General features: G+C 55.3%; 16 protein-coding genes. 1 reads left to right on the forward strand and 15 read right to left on the reverse strand.

Annotation, left to right across the window (positions count from 1 at the left end; genetic code table 11):
* Positions 1-101: 101 nt before the first annotated feature.
* The 7 genes from D3P09_RS12285 to glpK form a co-directional block, all read right to left on the reverse strand.
* The gene (locus D3P09_RS12285) at positions 102-1,112 is read right to left on the reverse strand and encodes a substrate-binding domain-containing protein (RefSeq protein ID WP_120110139.1); all 1,011 of its coding nucleotides are present in this window, start codon (positions 1,110-1,112) and stop codon (positions 102-104) included.
* The gene (locus tag D3P09_RS12290; RefSeq protein ID WP_120110141.1) at positions 1,102-2,925 is read right to left on the reverse strand and encodes a cache domain-containing sensor histidine kinase; all 1,824 of its coding nucleotides are present in this window, start codon (positions 2,923-2,925) and stop codon (positions 1,102-1,104) included. Before D3P09_RS12290 ends, D3P09_RS12285 begins: the two co-directional genes overlap by 11 nt.
* Positions 2,922-4,577: a response regulator gene (locus D3P09_RS12295; RefSeq protein ID WP_120110142.1), complete on the reverse strand. Its 1,656-nt coding sequence runs from the start codon at positions 4,575-4,577 to the stop codon at positions 2,922-2,924. Before D3P09_RS12295 ends, D3P09_RS12290 begins: the two co-directional genes overlap by 4 nt.
* A gap of 134 nt (positions 4,578-4,711) precedes the next feature.
* Positions 4,712-5,401, reverse strand: a complete 690-nt coding sequence (locus tag D3P09_RS12300; protein WP_120110144.1) for an AIM24 family protein — start codon at positions 5,399-5,401, stop codon at positions 4,712-4,714.
* Positions 5,398-5,916 carry a hypothetical protein gene (locus D3P09_RS12305; RefSeq protein ID WP_120110145.1) on the reverse strand — a complete coding sequence of 173 codons (519 nt, stop codon included), beginning with the start codon at positions 5,914-5,916 and terminating at the stop codon, positions 5,398-5,400. The genes D3P09_RS12300 and D3P09_RS12305 overlap by 4 nt, the downstream gene beginning before the upstream one ends.
* Positions 5,917-6,040: 124 nt before the next feature.
* A complete protein-coding gene (locus D3P09_RS12310) occupies positions 6,041-7,726 on the reverse strand; it encodes a glycerol-3-phosphate dehydrogenase/oxidase (RefSeq protein WP_207892477.1) in 1,686 nt (561 codons plus the stop codon).
* 139 nt (positions 7,727-7,865) lie between these two features.
* The gene (glpK, locus tag D3P09_RS12315) at positions 7,866-9,359 is read right to left on the reverse strand and encodes a glycerol kinase GlpK (RefSeq protein ID WP_120110147.1); all 1,494 of its coding nucleotides are present in this window, start codon (positions 9,357-9,359) and stop codon (positions 7,866-7,868) included.
* Between the two features lie 344 nt (positions 9,360-9,703).
* Here glpK and udk point away from each other — a divergent pair, with 344 nt between their 5' ends.
* A complete protein-coding gene (gene udk / locus D3P09_RS12320; protein ID WP_120110148.1) occupies positions 9,704-10,336 on the forward strand; it encodes a uridine kinase in 633 nt (210 codons plus the stop codon).
* A gap of 193 nt (positions 10,337-10,529) precedes the next feature.
* Here udk and D3P09_RS12325 read toward each other — a convergent pair whose 3' ends face one another.
* The 8 genes from D3P09_RS12325 to D3P09_RS12360 all read right to left on the reverse strand — a co-directional run bounded on the left by D3P09_RS12325 (position 10,530) and on the right by D3P09_RS12360 (position 17,217).
* A complete protein-coding gene (locus tag D3P09_RS12325) occupies positions 10,530-11,021 on the reverse strand; it encodes a DsrE/DsrF/DrsH-like family protein (RefSeq protein ID WP_207892478.1) in 492 nt (163 codons plus the stop codon).
* Between the two features lie 162 nt (positions 11,022-11,183).
* The gene (locus tag D3P09_RS12330) at positions 11,184-11,444 is read right to left on the reverse strand and encodes a metal-sensitive transcriptional regulator (protein ID WP_120110150.1); all 261 of its coding nucleotides are present in this window, start codon (positions 11,442-11,444) and stop codon (positions 11,184-11,186) included.
* 106 nt (positions 11,445-11,550) lie between these two features.
* Positions 11,551-11,781, reverse strand: a complete 231-nt coding sequence (locus tag D3P09_RS12335; RefSeq protein WP_120110151.1) for a sulfurtransferase TusA family protein — start codon at positions 11,779-11,781, stop codon at positions 11,551-11,553.
* Positions 11,782-11,815: 34 nt separating this feature from the next.
* Positions 11,816-12,952: an MBL fold metallo-hydrolase gene (locus D3P09_RS12340; protein ID WP_424452400.1), complete on the reverse strand. Its 1,137-nt coding sequence runs from the start codon at positions 12,950-12,952 to the stop codon at positions 11,816-11,818.
* A gap of 5 nt (positions 12,953-12,957) precedes the next feature.
* Positions 12,958-13,545, reverse strand: a complete 588-nt coding sequence (locus tag D3P09_RS12345; RefSeq protein WP_120110155.1) for a sulfurtransferase TusA family protein — start codon at positions 13,543-13,545, stop codon at positions 12,958-12,960.
* A gap of 57 nt (positions 13,546-13,602) precedes the next feature.
* The gene (locus D3P09_RS12350) at positions 13,603-14,385 is read right to left on the reverse strand and encodes a sulfite exporter TauE/SafE family protein (protein ID WP_120110156.1); all 783 of its coding nucleotides are present in this window, start codon (positions 14,383-14,385) and stop codon (positions 13,603-13,605) included.
* Between the two features lie 382 nt (positions 14,386-14,767).
* Positions 14,768-16,528 (reverse strand): sensor histidine kinase, encoded by a 1,761-nt coding sequence (locus D3P09_RS12355; RefSeq protein ID WP_120110158.1) that lies wholly within the window; start codon positions 16,526-16,528, stop codon positions 14,768-14,770.
* Positions 16,525-17,217, reverse strand: a complete 693-nt coding sequence (locus D3P09_RS12360; RefSeq protein ID WP_120110814.1) for a response regulator transcription factor — start codon at positions 17,215-17,217, stop codon at positions 16,525-16,527. The genes D3P09_RS12355 and D3P09_RS12360 overlap by 4 nt, the downstream gene beginning before the upstream one ends.
* Between the last annotated feature and the right edge of the window lie 119 nt (positions 17,218-17,336).

The following is a 17,336-nucleotide window of genomic DNA, read 5'->3' on the forward strand; positions in this document are numbered from 1 at the left end:
CATCCGCCGCTAAGGTCATTATGCCTGATCCCTCTGTGCAAGCGAATTCAATATTCTCATGTCTTCTAGCAAAATTCTCATCACTTCACACTGTCGCCTCATCACTGGACGAACGGAAAAAGCAGCTTCTGATTGTTCATCCAAAACATATTGTCCGCGTTGACCACTTTCGTCTCCAGCATCGTCGGACTTCCCGGCGTCTCCTTGCCCGAGAGAACCGATACCGCCTGCTCCAGGCCGATATAGCCGAAGCTGAAGTCATTCTGCACAACCAGCTGATGGATGACGCCGTCCTGCAGCAGGGACAGCTGCTCGACCTGGCTGCCGAATGCCACGATCTTGAGTCTGCCCGCCTCGCTCCGACGCTTGGCTTCATCCGCAAGCCCAAGCGATGCGCCGGACTCCAGCGCGATAGCTCCGTCGATATGGGATGCGTCGAGCATGCCTTTCGCCGCATTCCAGCAAGCGTCCCGCAGATTGCCGCAGCTGGCGCTCTCGACAATGCGGATGGAGGGGTGCCGGGCGAGCGCTTCGCGGATGCCCGCCTCCCGAAGCTCCAGATCGGGGTCCGTGCGATCGGAGCGCATGATGGCGACCGAACCCGCATCGCCAATCAGCTTCGCCAACGCCTCCCCGGCTTGCCGCCCGGCTTCCACATGATCCACTGTAATGGCGCCTTGCACGCCCTTGACCAGCCGCTCGTCATTAAGCGCGACAAGCGGCACGTTGCGAGCCGATGCTGCCGCCGCCAGCTCCTCCAGCACTCCTTCATTCGCCGGATCGATCAGAATGGCGGATGCTCCCCCCTCCACCATGCGCAGCGCGGCAGCAAGCTGCTCGCCCGCGTCCTCATTCGGCTTGAAAGAGGCGTATTGCAGCTGGTAGCCGTACTCTTTGGCCGCAGCTTCCGCCCCCAGCCGCATCGCATCCCCCTGCTCCTCCGCATGAACAGGGGCAATTAACGCGATCGTACGCGGCTCAAGTCTGGCAGAATCAATCTCGGAGGAAGAGCACCCGGCCATTCCCATGATCCATAGCGCGGAGATAAGCAAAAGAACCGTCAGTCGACGCCACAGGACGCGACATTCTTGCTGGCGATTGCTACTCCTCATGGCTGCCATCTCCTTCCGCATTGCGCACGGCAGGCATTCGTATCTGAACCACCGTGCCTTCCTCGCGTTCGCTCCTATAGGACAATCCGTACCGCATCCCGTAATAGAGCCGGATGCGGTCATGCACATTGCGTACCGCTACTCCCGATCCGCCGCCAGCCGAGCCTTCCTCGACCGGGGACGGCCCCGGCTCCAGCAATCCGTCGACCTGCTCCTGCGACATGCCGACTCCGTTATCCGCTACCTCCAGCACAAGCGTCTCTCCTTCCAGCCTCGCCCGGATCGTAATGGATCCTTCATCAACCAAATATTCAATGCCGTGAACAATCGCATTTTCGATCAGCGGCTGCAGCACCAGCTTCAGCGTGTAGCAATCCAGGGCCGCTTCCTCCGCTTCAAGCTCGAACTTGAACTTGCGCTTGAATCTCATCTGCTGAATCGTCAGGTAATGCCTCGCATGCTCCAGCTCCTCGCTAACCTGGATCACGGTGCGTCCTTTGCTAAGGCTAATGCGGAACAGCTTCGACAGCGACGTAATCATCGTAATGATATCTTCGTTTTTGCTCATGCCGACCATCCGCACGACCGAATTCAGGGTGTTGTACAGGAAATGCGGATTAATCTGCGCTTGCAGCGCCTCCAGCTCGTACTTCCGCTTCGATTCCTGCTCCACGATAATTTGCCGCATCAGTCCGCGGATCTTATCCAGCATCAGATTGAAGCGGCTGGACAGCTGCACGACCTCCAGCGGTCCGCGCAGCGGCAGCTCAACGCCGAAGTCCCCGCGTTCCACAGCCTTCATCGTAGCGCCCATTCGCCGGATCGGACGGGCAAGCATGGAAGCTAGCAGCATGGAGATCAAGATCGACAATACGAGAACGATCGCCGCCACCTGGATCAAGTAACGATTCATCTCTTCCCTCGTCGTCATCATTTCGTCCAGATAAGCGACGCCGACGACCTTCCAGCCGATATTATAGACCGACCTGACAGTATTAAGCCGCTTGACGCCATCCGCCTTGTCGATGTAGCTGCCAGTTGACGTGAGCGCCTTCTCGACGCTTTCATTGCGCAGGCCCATATAGATCAGCTGCTGCTGCGGATGATAGACGATATTGCCCGCGCCTTCGTCGATGATGTAGACATACCCGCGCTTGCCCAGGCTGATCCGGCTGCTGAGCTCGTCGATTTTTTTGAAATTGATATCTACGAGCAGAACGACATTCATTGGCTGGCCGTCCCTCTGAATCGTCAGCCCCTTGCTCATGGAGACGACCCACTTGTACGTGCCGTCGTACAGATTCTGCACATGGGGCAGCGAGAAGCTGAGATGATTCGATACCCGCATCGCGGAATGGAACCAGCTTTGCGCCGATACGCGGGCGCTTGGGCGGACAGGGACCGCAGGATGGTTGCGCAGCAGCTCCCCTTGAGCATCGAACAACGCAATCGACACGATGTCATCCCGGCTGCTCATCAGAATATCAAGCTGCTGGGCGACCTGTTCATCATCCCAGGATGCATCGACGAGCATATGCTGCTCAATCGTCCGGTACAGCTGCGACATGCCGTCCACATAATCCTCCAGATTGTAGCCGACCTGGTCCACGATCTGGCTTGTACCGAGCAGCACATTCTCCTCTGCCGAACGCGAAAACTTGTTATAGAGCAAAAAAGCGGCCAGCATGACGATAAACAGCAGACACAGCGAGAACGACCACATTATGATCGACTGTATGCTGCTGGTCCGGAAGCGGTCCCGCCAATGCTGCAGCCCCAGTCCGCGCATGATCCGCATCCACGCGCTTTTCATGAGAGAAGCTCTCCGCTGCCCGTCTCAAGGCGGCTACGGTATTCCTTCGGCGATATGCCAAGCCGCTTCTTGAAGCAGAAGCTGAAGTAATTGGGATCAGCGAACCCGACCCGCTCCGCAATCTCGAATGCCTTCAGCTCCGTCTCTCGAAGCAGCGCCATAGCCGCCTCCATGCGAATATGCATCAGATATTGCACGAATGTCATGCGCGTCTCCTTCTTGAACACCCCGCTGAAATAGCCTGCGCTAATATGCAGCATGGCGCATACTTGCTGAATGGACAGGCTCGGATCGCCGTAGTTCTCCTTTGTATAATGAATGGCCTTCTCGACCATATCCTTGTAGGTGTATTGACGCTTGCTCGCGATCGCTTGCATGATGCGCAGGCATACGTCATGGAACCATTGCTCCATCTCCAGCAGTCCCGCCAGCCGGAATAACTCCATATGAAGCTGGAAGCCTTGTCCGAACAATTCGTCCAGCGCTATTCCCGCATCCTGGGCGGTACGCCATACCGCCGTGCAGACCTCCAGCAGATAGACCTGTATATCCCCATAGGCACAGGCATACCCGGCCGGCTCCGCAAAGACCGCCGCCACAGCTTCACGCAGCTCCTCCGGCGTGCCGACCTTCAGGCTGCGGACAAGCGCCCCAACCTTCAACTCGTCAAGGCGCAGCTTCTGGGCCCCGCGATGCTCCATATCGCCTATGTAGATTACTTTACCGGTGCCGACCACAAGCCGATAGTCCAGCGCAAGCAGAGCATCCGAATACGAATCCTTCAAATGAGATAAATCCGCCGCGACAGAACCGACGCCGATCGTTGTCGACAGCTTCAGATAGAGGCGGATGCTTCGCACAATATTGTCCAGCGTCTCGCCCATTCGCCTTGTCCATGCGCTCCCCTCGCCATCGGTGTCGATGCCGATCAGCGCCACGCTCTCCTGGTGAATGAACGCGCTGCCGAGCTGTGCCGCGCTCCACCATTCCCTGGCGATATTCAGCATCGCTTGCAGCATCAGCTCGATATCGCCGGAGCTCCGCAGCGAATCCGGCTCGGCGGCATATTCGCCATCCTCGCCTTGATGAAGCGCCAGCACCGCCGCAGCATATCCTGTCCCCTTCAGCTGCAGGCCGTAGCTCTGCGCTTTCTCCTCAATGACCGATCTGGACAGCTTGCGCGTAAGGAGCGATGCCAAGAAGCCTTCGCCAAGCAAGGGCAAGCTGGTGCGGTAATGCTCCTTCAGCCGCTGCATATCCTCGCGCTCCGCCGCCTCATCCTCAATCCGGCGCCTGATTTTATCCAGCAATTCGGCGAACGTATCCGAAGAAAAGGGCTTAAGCAAATATTCGTCTACGCTTAATCGCACCGCCTGCCTCGCGTAATCGAATTCATCATAGCCGGTCAATATAACGATCTTCACCAGCGGCTGGTGCTGGCGCAGCCAATGGGACAGCTCCAGCCCGTTCATGAAAGGCATGCTGATGTCCGTAATCACGACGTCCGGCGCAAGCCGCTCGCATAACTCCAGCGCTTCCTGCCCATTTTCCGCCGTACCCGCAATCATGAAGCCGTGCCTCTGCCAATCGATCTCTCCCAGCAGCCCCTCCCTCACATCCGCCTCATCATCGACGAGCAGCACCTTGTACATTCCGTTTTCCCCTTTCCCACACTTTGAATCGATTTAATTATTTGGAACCGCTTACACTTTGATGTAGAACATTATTATTCATTCCATGCAAAAAATCCACCACCTCTTTTGCAGAGATGATGGATTGGAGTCCGCTATTTGATATATACGCTTCCGAACGGAAGCACTTCCCGCAGCAGCCGCTTGAACCAGCCGTCGCCCGTCAGCTTGTCCTGCAAGCCGGTGTCGCGCGAGCCGGTCTGGATGAGCACAGGGCCATTCCCCCTCAGCTCCCATTGCACGTTCATATGCTGGCTGGCAAGCGAGTTGCCGTAGACGGACAGCTTGATCTCCGCATCCTCGGGATAAGCGACCAGCGCGCTCTTGTCGACAAAGAGAGGACGTTCGGGATGAAGCTGGATGGAAGCCAGGTCGCCTGCGGTCAGCACGCCGAGCGTGCCCGGGCCGCTGAATTTAATCCGGATCAGCTCTCTCGTAATCCAGGCGGTCTTCCATTTCAGAATCTTGCTCCTGAACGTCATTCCGTCGGAGAACAATGCCACATGACGGAAGTCGAACAGCAGGCTGCTATCCGCCGGTATATCGATGGTCTCCAGCGAGCAGCCGGGAGGAAGGCCAAGCAGAAATTCGCTTGTCCCTTGCAGGCGCGATCGAATCCACTTCTTCTTCCGGTAAGCGCCTCCGATATCCATAAAGCGGTCCTCGCGGCTGCGCGGATCGCCTTGATACGCCACGATAGACTTGGGATGAAGCACATGCAGTGCATCTCCTTCATCCAGCTGCACCCGCACATAGCCGATCGGCGAAGGCGTGGCGATCTTCATGGCAGCATAGCCTCATGGCCGTGGCCGCCGCGTCTTTGCTTGCGCCAGACGGCAAAGCGCCAGATTCTGACCGACAAGGCATAAGCCGCGATTAGGGCAATCAACAGTACAGCTGCGAATATAGCCTTATTGTACAACGATTGCTTCTTGGCCTCCGCGGCCTCCATCTGGGCGATAAGCGCCTGATTCTCCGATTTCAGCGTCTCGTTAGATTTCATTAGTTGTTCCTGCTCGGCGAGCAGGCCCTCTTGCTGGGCAAGCAGCGCTTCCTGCTGAGCCAGCAAGTCCGATGCTTGCTGACGGGTCAGCTCCAGCTGCTCGCGCTGGGCTTCAAGCTGTCCCTCCAGCATCTGCTTGGTGGACTCGTATTGGCCTTTCAGCTCGGCCAGCTTATCCGGCACCTCGTATATGTCCTTCAGCCGATCGAACATGCCCGCATGCGCTTGGGCTGATGCGAGGGGGAACGTTATGATTAATAGCAATAATGCGATAATGATAGCTTTGGTCTGTCTCACGGGAATCACCTGCCTCTTAGAAGAGATGGCACGAAGGATGTTCGCACAGTATATTCCCTTATTCTATCATATTTTTGTCGATTGCTGTCATTTGAAAGATTCCAATAAGAGAGAAATTTCGCCCTTATTCCGGCATTGGCACGATTGCCGCTTCCAAGGCGCGATCCAGCTCCCTCTTATACGAATCGCACTCGTAATCACTCCAGCCAAGCTCGGCTTTCATCGCATGCAATAGGGCAGATCTCCACTGCCTCACGATGCCAATCTGAAAATAGAGCAATCCGGTCCGGCGGATGAAGAAATCGACAGGCTTCGCGGCCATCTCTTCTCTTATGCCATACAGCAGCTGAAGTCCCAGCTCCACAGGCAAGCCATGCTGCTCGCGCAGCTGCACTGCGTCCGGATACATCGCCCATACCGCATCCGCATTCGAGCCATACCGGCGTGCAAGCCGCACTGCCGCCTCCGGCTTCAGCCCAAGCGCTGCCCCCGCGGCTGCCTTGCCTGCAGCGTATGCCTCGAAGCCGCTAGAGCCTCCCGTATCTCCTCCGGAGATCGGCAGCTCTCTGGTCCGGCTGGGCCCGAAGCCTTCCCCGCCTGCCGCCTGGACCTGCTGCACCGCCCGGTCCACGACCGCCTCCGCCATCTTGCGGTAGCCGGTGAGCTTGCCGCCCGCAATCGATACTAGGCCTGACGGCGAGACGAAAATCTCGTCCCGCCGCGAAATTTCCGACGGCGACTTCCCTTCCTGATGAACAAGCGGACGCAAGCCTGCCCAGCTGGATTCCACATCGCCCGCCGTCAGCCTGAGCGTCGGGAACATCGAATTGGCGGCTTTCAGCAAATAGGCGCGATCCTCATTCGTCATGGCCGGATTGGCCGTATCTCCGGCATAGTCCGTATCGGTCGTGCCCAGATAGGTTTTGCCCTCTCTCGGAATGGCAAATACCATGCGGCCGTCCGGCGTATCGAAGTAGACGGCTTGCCGTAGCGGGAAGCGGGCGCCGTCGAATACCAGATGCACGCCCTTGGTCAGATGGAGCGTCTTGCCCTGCCTGGAGCCGTCTGATTCCCGAATCTCGTCCACCCATGGCCCGGTTGCGTTAATCACGACGTCCGCCTCTATCCGGTATGACTCTCCGCTGATGCTATCTCGAACAAGCGCGCCAGCGACTTTGCCGTTCTCACCTCTCAGCAGCTCCTCCGCCTTCGCGTAATTGACGGCTAGAGCGCCCATGGCGACGGCTTGCTTCAGCACCTCAATCGTCAGCCTGGCATCATCTGTCCGGTATTCCACATACAGCCCTCCGCCTTTCAGGCCGATCCGCTTAAGGAGCGGCTCCCGCTGCAAGGTCATCGTGCTGCTCAGCATCCTGCGCCGCTCATCCTTCTTCACGCCCGCCAGGAAATCATAGAACCGGAGCGCGAGCGAGGTCGTCAGCTTGCCGAAGCTGCCCCCTTCATACAGCGGCAGCAGCATCCGCTCCGGCGTCGTCACGTGCGGGCCGTTCTCATAGACGATTGCCCGCTCCTTGCCCACCTCCGCAACGACTCCGATCTCCAGCTGCTTCAAGTAGCGAAGCCCGCCATGGATCAGCTTGGTCGAGCGGCTGGATGTGCCTGCCGCAAAGTCCTGCATCTCCACCAGAGCCGCCTTCATGCCCCGGCTTGCGGCATCCAGCGCAATTCCCGCTCCGGTAATGCCTCCCCCGATAACGAGCACATCAAGCCTCTCCTCCGCCATGCTCTCCAGCATTCTCTTCCGGCGGCCCGCATGAAAAGCCGGCCCGTTCTTCCTCTCTTCCTTCATGCTTCTCCCTCCTGTCTTCTATTAGCATATGGCTATTCTTCTTCTTTGCCGCCATGGCGTATTCCCAAACATAAAAACCGCAAGCTGCCGGCAATTCCTTGCGGAACATCGGCCAACCTGCGGTTCTCATCCCCAGCTATTATTTTTCCGAAAAAGCCAACGCCGCACGTACAGCCCGCTTCCAGCCGTCATACAGCTCTTCTCTCCGCCCATCCGCCATATTCGGCTGGAACAGCCGGTCGACTTGGCGCATGGACGCCAGCTCCTCGCGGTCCTTCCAGAAGCCCGCCGCAAGACCCGCAAGGAATGCGGCGCCCAGCGCAGTCGACTCCCCGATCACCGGCCGCTCGACAGGCACGCCCAGCAGGTCGCTCTGGAACTGCATCAGCAGATCGTTGGCGACCGCCCCGCCGTCCACAGCCAAAGATTGCAGCTCAAGACCGGATTCCTCCGTCATGACAGACAGCACATCCTTCGTCTGGTAAGCGAGCGATTCCAGCACCGCGCGGACAAAATGCGCCTTCGTCGTCCCGCGCGTCAAGCCGAACACCGATCCACGCACGTCGCTGTTCCAGTAAGGCGTACCTAGCCCGACAAAAGCGGGCACCACATAGACGCCGTCCGTCGATTCCACCTCGGCGGCCAGCTCCTCCGATTCTGCCGCAGATCCGATCAGCTCCAGCCCGTCGCGCAGCCACTGAATCGCCGCGCCCGCAACAAAGACGCTGCCCTCCAGCGCGTACTCCAGCTTGCCGTCCAGCTCCCAGGCGATCGTCGTAAGCAATCCTTTCTGGGACATGATCGCTTTCTCTCCGGTATTCATCAGCATGAAGCAGCCAGTGCCGTACGTATTTTTGGTCGAGCCGCGCGAGAAGGCATTCTGCCCGAACAGCGCCGACTGCTGGTCGCCCGCAGCTCCGGCAATCGGTATCTCCTTGCCGATCAGCGACATTTCCAGCTTGCCGTATATCTCCGAAGAAGACTTCACCTCCGGCAGCATAGCGGCAGGAACGCCTAGCATGGCCAGCAGCTCCTCATCCCACTTGCGCTCATGAATATTGAACATGAGCGTGCGAGAAGCGTTGGAGACATCGGTCACATGGACCTTGCCCCCGGTCAGGTTCCATATGAGCCAGGTCTCGATCGTGCCGAACAGCAGCTCCCCGCTCTCCGCACGCTCCCGCGCGCCGTCTACCTGCTCCAGCAGCCAAGTCACTTTGGTGCCCGAGAAGTAAGGATCGATCAGCAGGCCGGTACGAGCCCGAATCTCATCCTCATACCCTTCGGCGCGAAGGCGCTCGCAAATATCCGAGGATTGCCGGGATTGCCATACAATAGCGGGATGAATCGGCTTTCCCGTATCCTTATCCCATACGACGGTCGTCTCCCGCTGATTCGTAATGCCGATTGCCGCGATCTCTTCCGCCGTTACGCCGTTTTTGGCCAGCACATCCTCCAGCACCCGCTTCGTAGACGCCCAAATGAAAGCAGCATCCGCCTCCACAGCACCGGGCGAAGGATAGCTTAGCGGCAGCTCCTCCTGCGCGATAGACGCGATGCCCCCGTCCCGGTCTACGAGCAGCGCCCGCGTGCTAGTCGTTCCCTGATCGATCGCCAGCATATATGTACCCATATTCGAATCTCCCCCATCTATAAGTGCGTGTTCAAAAAGCCGGGTTTTCACGATTCGTGTGTCGAATACGCTTCTTGGCTGGCTTCGAGATCAACAGACGACTTTTTGAACAACAGCTATAAGAACGCTTACAATGATGTTATAAAAGGTATACCTTATTTTACAAAACTTCAAACGGAATTTCATTACATTCAGCCATTCTAGCTGCTAACGGGCATTGCATGAACGAGCTGCGACAGGGAATCCGGCCCATGACCGGCGGAGGGATGAAAACAACGGCCCGCTGTGCTACAATACGTAAGTTATGATGAGAAATATAGTCCTCAGGAGGCTTCAACACGCTCATGCTTATTATAGGAATTGCAGGCGGCACGGGATCGGGCAAGACGACCGTCGCCCGCTCTGTCATCGACAATCACGGATCGGATAAAGTAACCTTTATCTCGCAAGACAACTATTACAAGGAGCACTCGCAGCTCAGCATGGAGGAGCGGGAGATCGTCAATTACGATCATCCTCTGGCGTTCGACAACGAGCTTCTGATCGAGCATCTGCTGCTTCTGAAGCAAGGACAGCCCGCATACGCGCCTGTCTACGACTTCACGCAGCATACCCGGTTCACCGGCCGGCAGATTGAGCTCCTTCCCAATCGGATCGTTATTCTGGAGGGTCTGCATGTGCTGTCCGACGAGCGCCTGCGCGAGCACCTTGATATAAAGGTATTCGTCGATACCGATCCCGATGTGCGCATTCTGCGCCGGGTATTGCGCGATATCGAGGAGCGCGGACGCACGATCCAGTCGATTCACGACCAATACCTCAGTACGGTGAAGCCGATGCACGAAGCGTTCATTGAGCCGTCCAAAAAATACGCGGATGTCATACTACCTGAAGGCGGGCATAATCAGGTCGGCATTCAGCTGCTGTCGATCCTGACGGAGAAATACTTGAACGGCGACCGCATCTGGAGCCAATAATCCACGGCCATTATGGATATGTGGATGAAAATGTTGATGAGCGGCACAAATGAGTTATTCACATGTTGATAATTATTTTGGACGCCAAACAGGTCCGAGCTGTTGATAACTTTTCAGAATCGTCAGACTTGCAGCATAAAAAAAGAAGCCCCTTGCACCGTCGATCGGTGCAGGGGCTTCTTCCGTATCCGGATTAAATAAAAAGATTCACTTTAGCTTCCGTCGCATCGCCCAGATATGCCGCTACTCCGGCATATTCCATGCCATCTATCAGCTCTTCCTTCTGGAGGCCCAGCAAATCCATGGTCATCGTGCAAGCGACCAGCTTCACGCCTTGCTCCTGAGCCAGCTCAATCAACTGCGGAAGCGTCAGCGCATTGTGCTTTTTCATCACATGCTTGATCATCTTCGGGCCCATGCCCGCCATGTTCATCTTCGACAGGCCCAGCTTCCTCGGACCGCGCGGCATCATCCAGCCGAACATCTTCTCCAGCATTCCTTTGTCGGTCTTGACGACCTCATCCTTGCGCATCGTATTCAGCCCCCAGAAGGTGAAAAATATCGTCACCTCATGGTCATACGCGGCCGCACCGTTCGCGATGATGAATGCGGCTATCGCTTTGTCCAAGTCCCCGCTGAACAATACAATCGTCGTTCTTTCCTTTTCCACAGTCAATGCTGTCATTGTACCGCTCCTTTATGATTTATACTTATACCCGTAATGGTATTAATGAGTTTAAAAAAAGAGGAATGTGTTCTTGGGACATCATTGTCCCCATCCATTCCGCCCTCCGGAGGAAAGCGCCGCTAGCAGCAATCCTTCCGGCCCTCCATATCGCAGGCCGCCTTAGCGGCTCTTCACAAGCAGTTCTACGGCTTCCTTCACCAGCTTTCCGGTGTCGCCGCCCCGTTCCTTCTCTTCCGTAATACATTGCTCCAAATTTTGCGCGACGATGTAAGCCATCGCTTTGTCGGCTGCGCTGCGCACGGCTGACAATTGAGCAACCACTTCCTTGCAGTCCTTGCCTTCCTCCATCATTCGCATCACACCGCGAATCTGGCCTTCCATTCTCTTCAATCTCCGGATGACGCTCTCGTCGTACACCATGTCACACCCTCCAGCCTATTTTGGAATAATTATATCGGGAATCATACCCCTAGAGGTAATATAGCTCCTCAAGGACGGAATAGCAACTGCTAATCGCTCCAGGCCATTACTGCTTCTTCACGTAAAACGTAAATACGCCGTCCTTCTCCTCATGCTGCACCAGCTCATGCTTTGTTCCCCTCACCCATGCCTGGAAGTCGTTAAGAGAGCCTTTGTCCGTCGATAATACCTTCATTATTTGCCCAGTCTCCATGCTATCCAGCGCTTTCTTCGCCTTCACGATCGGCATCGGACATGCCAGTCCCTTCGTATCTACAACAACTACATCTGCTTTCATCTTGATCTTCCTCCCATATTAAATTGATTTATTTTTATTGGTCATGAATGGCGCAGCGGTTCGGCCCAATCTCCATCTCCCGCTGCTCCTCTTCAGTCGGATGAATGCGGCCCATATTGGTCTGGCGGATCTGCTGATAGGCGTTAGGATGCTGCGGCAGGTTTTCCGTCACCGCCCTGCGGAACTCCGACTCATCCTCCAGATGAAGGCCAGGGTTATCGCGGAACAAGTCGCCTAGCTTGGCCGCAACCCGGCCGTTCTCATCCAGCTCGTCTATTTGGCCAAAGTGCGCCGGAAGCACGATCAGCTCCTCCGACAGTCCACGGTATCCTTCATACAGCGTACGGCGCAGATCGCCGGCCCAATCCTCCGCCTGCCCGGCCAAGTCCGGCCGGCCGATCGACGCTACGAACAGAATGTCGCCGGTGAGCAAATATTGGCCGTTCACGATGAAAGACGTGCTGCCGATAGTGTGGCCCGGCGAATAGAGTGCGCCAATGCCGATTTCCGTAGCGCCGATCGCGATCCGCTCGCCATCCTCCAGCTTCGCATAAGAAAACGTTACTTCTCCGGCATCCTTTGGCGGCAGCCAATATGCCGCGCCTGTAAGCTCAGCCAGCTTGCGCCCTCCCGAGATATGGTCGGCATGCAGATGCGTATCCAGCGTGTGCTTGATGGTCACGCCGAGCTTCTCCGCGAATGCTTCATATACGCCGGTCGTCCGCATCGCATCGATGACTGCAGCTTCGCCGCCCGATACCACCATGTAGGACAGACAGCCTTTGCCCAGCCTTACGAATTGATACAGCGCGCCGTCCGGAAGGTCGCCTGCTTTCACCGGCTCCAGATGCTCGCTCCATTCCTTCATGCCGCCTTGCAAATAATACACCTCCCGCAAGCCAGCCTCCGCCAGCTGCTCTGCCACGAATACGGATGAGCCTTCCTTGGCGCAGACGACAAGAATCGGGCCGTCTGACGGGAGCTGCTTCACAGCCTCCTCCACGCCATCAAGCAAGTCGAAGTACGGAATGTTGATGCTCTCTATGCTTTGCCCTTCGATTCTCCAATCCCCATAGACGTCTTCATTGCGCACATCCAAAATGTACAGCGGCTTGCGGTCGATCAAGTAACGCGCCAGCTCCCCGCTTGTCATCGCTTTAACCGTAGTCATCATCGTCAATTCCCCTCCACTTCAGATTGTGTCTCGCCCGTCCAAGCCGTCATACCGGGCAATACGTTCTTCACGCGGCTGAAGCCATGTTCGGCCAGCCACTGGCACGCCATATCGCTTCGCGTACCTGTTCGGCAGATCACATACAGCTCTGAATCCGGGCTTAACGCATCATACCCGCTCGCAAGCTGACCCAGCGGAATCGAGATCGCCCCCTTCACATGGCGGAATGCATACTCAGCCGCTTCCCTGACATCCAGAACCTTGACGTCATCGCCGCTCGCCAGCCGCTGCGCCAATTCCTCATTGCTGGCCGTATGCGGATAACGGATTTCCGGCTTGGCTTCTGCCGTTGATGCTTTACGGACGTAATGCTTCAGCACCTCACCTTCTGTAATCGTACCCACGTACTGGTGCCCAGCCTTTCGCGCCCACGCCTGAAGGTCGGCAAGCGAGCCTTTGTCGGTCGCCTGAACCTCCAGTACCGCTCCGTCCGCCAGCTGATCAATCGTCTTCCTGGTCTTCACAATCGGCATCGGGCAAGCCAGACCAATGCAATCCAGTGTCATATCCGCTTGAATTTTCCCATTCATTCGTTATTCCTCCATTCATTTTATACCCTATGGGGTATTATTTTCTGCAAAAAAAATTTACGCGAGAATATCCCACCAAATCTTCACAACGGTTGCCGTAATCAATAGCGACAGCAGCCACTGCAACGCCTTTACATTCATCCGTTGTCCTAGCTTTGCCCCTATTGGAGAGCCGATAATGCTTGCGATTATCATAATGACTGATGGAATCAGCAGCATATGTCCGCCCATCAGCTTGCCGCCAACCGAACCGATGGATGACAGGAAAGTAATCGCCAGCGATGATGCGATAGCTACGCGCGTCGGAATTCGAAGCAGCACCAGCATAATTGGCACCGTGATGAATGCGCCTGCCGCCCCGACAATACCGGACAAGATGCCCACCGCTGCTGCGGATCCTGCTGCAAGAGGTTTGTTGAACAACAGCTTATCAGAGCTTCCTTCCTCTCCTCGCTTGGGCATAAACATCATGACTGCGGCGACAAGAGCCAGTATGGCGTACGTCACGTTAATGACGGAATCGGACAGAAACTTGGACCCGAATCCGCCGAGAAAGCTGCCAAGCACAATAGGAACGCCCATATACAGGACTAGCTCCTTGTTAATCCAGCCGCCCTTCCGGTAAGCCAGCAGACCCGCCAATGATGCAAAAAACACTTGCGCCGCGCTAACCGCGGAGACCTCCTGCGCCGTGAACGCTGCAAACCCCAATGCCGGCGGTATATATAGCAACATCGGGTACTTAATGATCGAACCTCCGATGCCGACCATGCCGGATATGAATGAACCGATAAAGCCGATAGCGAATAGCGTAACAAGCCAGCCTATCTCCACATTCATGAGCACCTCGCTTTGTTTTGGATTGGCATACGCATAATGACGATTTCTCATTATACATATACCCGTATGGGTATTATAATAAGCGGTCGCTATATGAATGTCAACCCTGATCGGGCAAGGTTACATGACTTTCCAGCAGAATGATTTGTATCGATCCATATCGAAAATAAGTCTCTTTACTGAATGGCTGTGAAATGCTACTTGGCCAGGAATTGAGCAGTTTCAAATAGGGAAATCTATAACGAGTATGGGGCGATCCAGGGACACGGGTAATCTTTCAGTCCATCTTCGAAGATCGGCAAGCGCATTAAACCGGCCGCTTCGCTCTAGCGATGCAGCCGGTTCTTACCCGCAGGGTCCGCTGTTTGGCAGCTTGCCTATATCAGCCGGACGGCGATTCCAGCAGAAGCGGGAGCGAAATGGCAATTGTCGTGCCTCTTCCAGCCTCGGATGCGGCTTCAATCGTGCCATTATGCGCCAGGACAATGGACTTTGCAATGCTCATGCCAAGTCCCGCTCCACTCTTCTCCTCCGTATTGGTGCCGCGATAATAGCGCTCGAACAAATTCATTAGCGTCTCCTCGTCCATCCCCATGCCGTCATCGCGAACAGACAGGATGGCATGGCCGCCGGACACCCCGACGCTCACCGTAATCTCGGTGCCTTCCGGATTATGCTTAACGGCATTTATAATCACATTGTCCAGCATTCGTGCGAACCACTTGGCATTCGCCAGCACGCGAATCGGTGTCGACTCGTCTTCATTCTCATATTGGAAGGCCGTGCCCTCCATCGTCATATCATTCACATAGTTAAGCACAATTCGCCTGACGAATTCCTGCAGTTCTACCGGCTTCACTTCAAATGGCACCTGCTTGTTTTTAAGCTGGAAGGCTAGCGAGAAATCCTGAATCAAATCAATCATATAATCGCTTTTGTCCCGAATGGTGCCGCCCATCTCCTTCAGCTCCTCCTCTGTGAAGTTGTATTGCCCGCTCTCCAGAAGGTGGCCGTAGCCCTGAATCGAGCTCAGCGGAGTGCGCAAATCATGGGAGATGCCCGTCATCCATTCCTCGCGCGTCTTCTCCAGCCGGATCCGGTCCTGCTCCGCAGTGTGCAGCCTTAATGTCATCTCACGGAATCCGTCGATGACTTCCTTGTAGAGCTTATACTTTCGGCGCAGCTTGCCGTTCTTGCGATAGACCCGTCTCTGATCCTTTGCGGACAAGGTCTCTTCATATTGTCCCCTGCCAAGCCGTGCGAACCAATCAATGAACAGCAGCAGCGGCCTGCCATAGCGGTAGCCATGATATATGGAAAAGGCTAGTGTTGCGATTAGTATGGCCCCTCCAATGAATGAAGCCAAGATGATTACTTCTTTCATGAAAGGCTGCTTGACATAACCTCCCCGTTTGCTTTGGTGCAATACCCAGAATGTATTCGTTTCACGATCCGCATGGACGGATACGACAGTTGGAAAGTTGCCCTTCATCTTCTCCATTGTAATGAGCTCAAGCGGAGCGTACCGTTCCCGTTCCATAGGCATGCCTACCGATTGCTGTACTTGACCGTTACTATCTATAATTTGCAGCGTATGCCGGGATTTCGCCAGTTCTTCGTTAAGCTGCTCTGCTGCTTCTTCCCTCAAAACACCGTCTCTCGCATATTTGGCATAAATGGACTGCACCTCAACCGAGCGATCATTGACATAACCAAGCATGAATAGAGCCATGTTAGGCACCGAATCGTCCAGCGACATCATCACTTCATAAGGACCATACCGCTTCGTCTGCTGGATAACGAGCAGTTCACCCGTAGTATAAACTTGCGGCACATCCTCTGGAGTATTCGCTTCGTAGATCACATTGCCTTGGCTATTCACTACTTGCAGCCAGTAATGTTGTTCCGCCAGCTGATCCACCCAACGCTTCGGCACCACAGCTTTCTGCTCAGTCACATCCGTCTCCATAATAATGACATCCAACGAACCGAACGGAAATCTTTGTTTCATATCCTCATTGACTAATAATTGGATGAAGACAAGCACTATCGTAAATATCATGAGCAGAACAAAGACAAACAGCAATAACATCTGATAGGTAAAATGAAGGGTCAGCCTTCGCTTTACATTGCGAGTCTTCATGACTGCTTTCCCTTTGCTAGCTTATAGCCTAGTCCGCGAATGGTCAGAAGATGACACGGCTCGCTTGGATTGCGTTCGATTCTCTCACGGATTTTGCGGATATGAACCATAACGGTATTGTCATCGCCGTCGCCATCAAGGCCCCATACAGCCTCATACAGCTGAGATTTGGAAAAAACAATGCCAGGATTTTTGCACAGGAAATGAAGCAGTTGATACGCCATCGCGGGACAAGCAACCTCCTTGCCTTCCACCAGCAGTTCACCCGCCGCATCGTCCAGCACGAACCGTCCGAAGTCATAACGCTGCCTCTTCTCCTCCATTACCGAGACAGGAGTCAAGCCGCCGCGGCGCAGCCGCGCTTTTATTCGGGCTGCAATCTCAAGCGGATTGAACGGCTTTGTAACATAGTCGTCTCCGCCTGTCGCAAAGCCGGTCAACACATCAAGGTCAGACGCCCTTGCGGTCAAATAGATGATATGGGCATCGGACAGCTCTCTAATCTTGGGACAGAGATCAAAGCCGGTCTGATCCGGCAGCATCACGTCCAGCAGCACAATATCAGCGCCATGCTTCCCGATCAACTTGAGAGCATCGACGGCATTATGGGCGGTGTACAGATAACGGAACCCTTCCTTGCGAAGCGTCATGTCCAACATCTTCGTAATGGCGCGTTCATCGTCTATCATTACAATTCTTGCATTCGATACATCCAATCTCTATCCCCTCCATCCTTATTTTACTATAGAAACCTTAATTTCCGTTTAACGGATGCCCATCTCTTCAGCCAAAAATAAGACCGGCATTA

This window comes from Paenibacillus pinisoli, from assembly GCF_003605435.1.
GTDB lineage: Bacteria > Bacillota > Bacilli > Paenibacillales > Paenibacillaceae > Pristimantibacillus > Pristimantibacillus pinisoli.